This window comes from Actinophytocola sp., from assembly GCF_036402745.1.
Classification (GTDB): Bacteria; Actinomycetota; Actinomycetes; order Mycobacteriales; family Pseudonocardiaceae; genus Actinophytocola.
Window position 1 is genome coordinate 1 of sequence record NZ_DASWSJ010000160.1, and the last position, 2340, is coordinate 2340.

The window sequence follows — 2340 nt, forward strand, 5'->3', positions numbered from 1 at the left end:
CGCTGCCTCGCCCCGCGCCGCCGGAGAGCTGGGGCGATCATTGTGTGGCATTTCGTGTTGCTCATCGCGTGTGCGGTGGTCATTTATCTGGCGTGTGAGTGGTTCGTCAACGCGGTCGAGTGGCTCGGCCTGCGGCTCAACGTGGGCAAGACCGCGGTCGGGACGATCCTGGCCGCGTTCGGCACCGCGTTGCCGGAATCGGTCGTGACCCTGGTCGCGGTGACCACCGGCGCGACCGCCGAGGCCAAGGACATCGGTGTCGGTGCCGCGATGGGTGGCCCGCTGGCCCTGGGCACGGTGGCCTATGGCGTCACCGGCGCCATGTTGGTGTTCCAGCGCCGCAAGAAGCGAGCGATGGCGCTGGCCGCGGCCGGCGCCGGTTCTGCCGACCAGTCGCCAGTGTCCGAGCTGTTGTGCAGCGACGAGGAGACGGCCCGGTTGGCCAAGGACCAGCAGTGGTTCCTGGCGATCTTCGTGGTCAAGGTCGCACTGGGTCTGGTCGCGTTCGCGTTCAAACCGGTCCTCGGGCTGTTGTTCTTCGCCGCCTACGCGGTGTACTTCTGGCGCGAGATGCGCGGCGGCCCCGACACCAACGAGGCCGGGGAACGCGACCAAGGCGAAGACCTGGCGCCGTTGAAGCTGCAGCCCAGGACAAAGTCACCGGCGACCTGGGCGGTGGTCGCGCAGACGCTGGCCGCGCTGGGAGTCATCTTCGTCGCGTCGCAGCTGTTCGTGAAACAACTCCAGGCGGTGGGGCCGATGATCGGGCTGTCGTCGGCGGTGACGGCGCTGTTGCTGGCGCCGATCGCGACCGAGCTGCCCGAGATCATGAACGCGATCATCTGGGTCCGACAAGGCAAGACCGAGCTCGCGCTGGCGAACATCTCCGGCGCCATGATGATCCAGGCCACCGTTCCCAGCGGCCTGGGCCTGCTGTTCACCACCTGGCACTTCACCGGCGCCCTGCTGTGGTCCGGCCTAGTCACCATGGCCGCCATCGTCTACCTACTCACGACCATGAGAGCAGGCAAGCTCAGCGCCGCCCGACTCAGCATCGCCGCCGCGTTCTACCTGGCATTCGCCATCGGCCTCGTCCCGCTGATCAACTAGCCGCTTCACCCGCCCGGGCCGCTATCTGTCGGCTCTCGAGACGCCTATGTCGCCGGGGGCCAATCGGGCGGGTCCTTGTCTGTTCGATCCCGCCCGGATCGCCCGCTTGAGCATCGGAGGTCCCTTGGATGGAGTTCTTCTCTCCTGGGCGGTTGTCGCTGTTGTTGCTCGTTCCGATCATGCTCGCGGTCTAGGGAAGCCAAGCGTCACATCGACGCCGTCGACGCCCCCACGTGATGGATCATCGTCGAGCAAATCTTCGACCACATCGCCCCCCGACGGCACCCTCGCACCCGACCCCCAACCCACAGTCCACTAAGGCCGGCCCGGTGAACGGCGCGAAGCACCCCGCCCGGGTCGCGGCGCGGGTCAACGACTCGGTCCAGGTAGGCGACGGCAGTGTCACGGTGACCCTGCCCATCTCCTGGACCGTGCTGAGCCTGTCGACTCGTGTCTAGACCAGCTCAGTGGTGACCTGCGGGGTCATCGGAGGACTTGCCTGATCCGGAGCTGCCTGAGCCGCGACCGCTCTTGCCGGAGCCGGACTTGCGGAGGCCGCCTTTGTCGTCGCCGGGCTCGGTCGTTTGGCGGGAGCGGCCGGGACCGGTGGACGTCGGCGAACCGGAAGAATCGTCGCGGCGGCCGCCCTTGTCGTCGCCGGGCTCGGTCGTTTGGCGGGAGCGGCCGGGACCGGTGAACGTCGGCGAACCGGAGGGATCGTCGCGGCGGCCGCCGTGGTCGTCCGGGGTGCTGCTCGGGGTAATGTTCGCGGCCTGGCGCTGGACGGTCGCTGGCGGCGGGAACCAGAGCGGCGCGGGCGACTGGCCCGGCGTACCGGGGTCAAAGGCCGACCAGACGGCAGTGCCTCCGGCTACCAGGCCGGCGGCCGCCGCCAGGGCGATCATGCCAGTGCCTGCCCAGGCGAAGTACCGGGCGGGGCTGCGACGGGCGGACTCTGCGCCGGCGCCTCGCGCCTGCAGCACGATCGGTCGACGACGGGTGTCCTCTGCCTGCTGTTCTGCTTCCATGCTCCGATGGTGGCCCGGGGACGTGGGCAATAGCCATCGATCGTTGGTACTAGGACCCATGGTCCGGGCGGCGCTGGCGCTGTGCCCAGAGGGCGGCCTGGGTACGGTCGGTGACGCCGAGCCGCTGGTAGATGTTGGTCAGGTGCGACTTGACCGTGCGGTCGCTGATGCCGAGGCGGCGCGCGATCGTCTTGTTCTGCAG

At 68.7% G+C, this 2340-nt stretch carries 4 protein-coding genes; 2 read left to right on the forward strand and 2 right to left on the reverse strand.

The genetic code is table 11. The features are described 5' to 3' along the window. Positions 1 to 75 precede the first annotated feature (75 nt). Both VGD70_RS15670 and VGD70_RS15675 read left to right on the forward strand, forming a co-directional pair. Positions 76 to 1110: a sodium:calcium antiporter gene (locus tag VGD70_RS15670; protein ID WP_414637972.1), complete on the forward strand. Its 1035-nt coding sequence runs from the start codon at positions 76 to 78 to the stop codon at positions 1108 to 1110. Positions 1111 to 1439: 329 nt separating this feature from the next. Further along, positions 1440 to 1568 carry a hypothetical protein gene (locus tag VGD70_RS15675; protein ID WP_331082187.1) on the forward strand — a complete coding sequence of 43 codons (129 nt, stop codon included), beginning with the start codon at positions 1440 to 1442 and terminating at the stop codon, positions 1566 to 1568. Between the two features lie 6 nt (positions 1569 to 1574). On the opposite strand, the gene VGD70_RS15680 is transcribed toward VGD70_RS15675, so the two are convergent. Both VGD70_RS15680 and VGD70_RS15685 read right to left on the reverse strand, forming a co-directional pair. Next, on the reverse strand, positions 1575 to 2138 hold the full coding sequence (locus tag VGD70_RS15680) for a hypothetical protein (RefSeq protein ID WP_331082188.1): 564 nt from the start codon (positions 2136 to 2138) through the stop codon (positions 1575 to 1577). A 49-nt stretch (positions 2139 to 2187) separates the two neighbouring features. Continuing rightward, entirely contained in the window at positions 2188 to 2340 is a 153-nt protein-coding gene (locus VGD70_RS15685) for a response regulator transcription factor (protein ID WP_331082190.1), read from the reverse strand.

Coding starts and splice junctions, on each gene's coding strand:
- VGD70_RS15680 (WP_331082188.1), bottom strand. CDS start 2,138: ATGGAAGCAGAACAGCAGGCAGAGGACACCCGTCGTCGACCGATCGTG.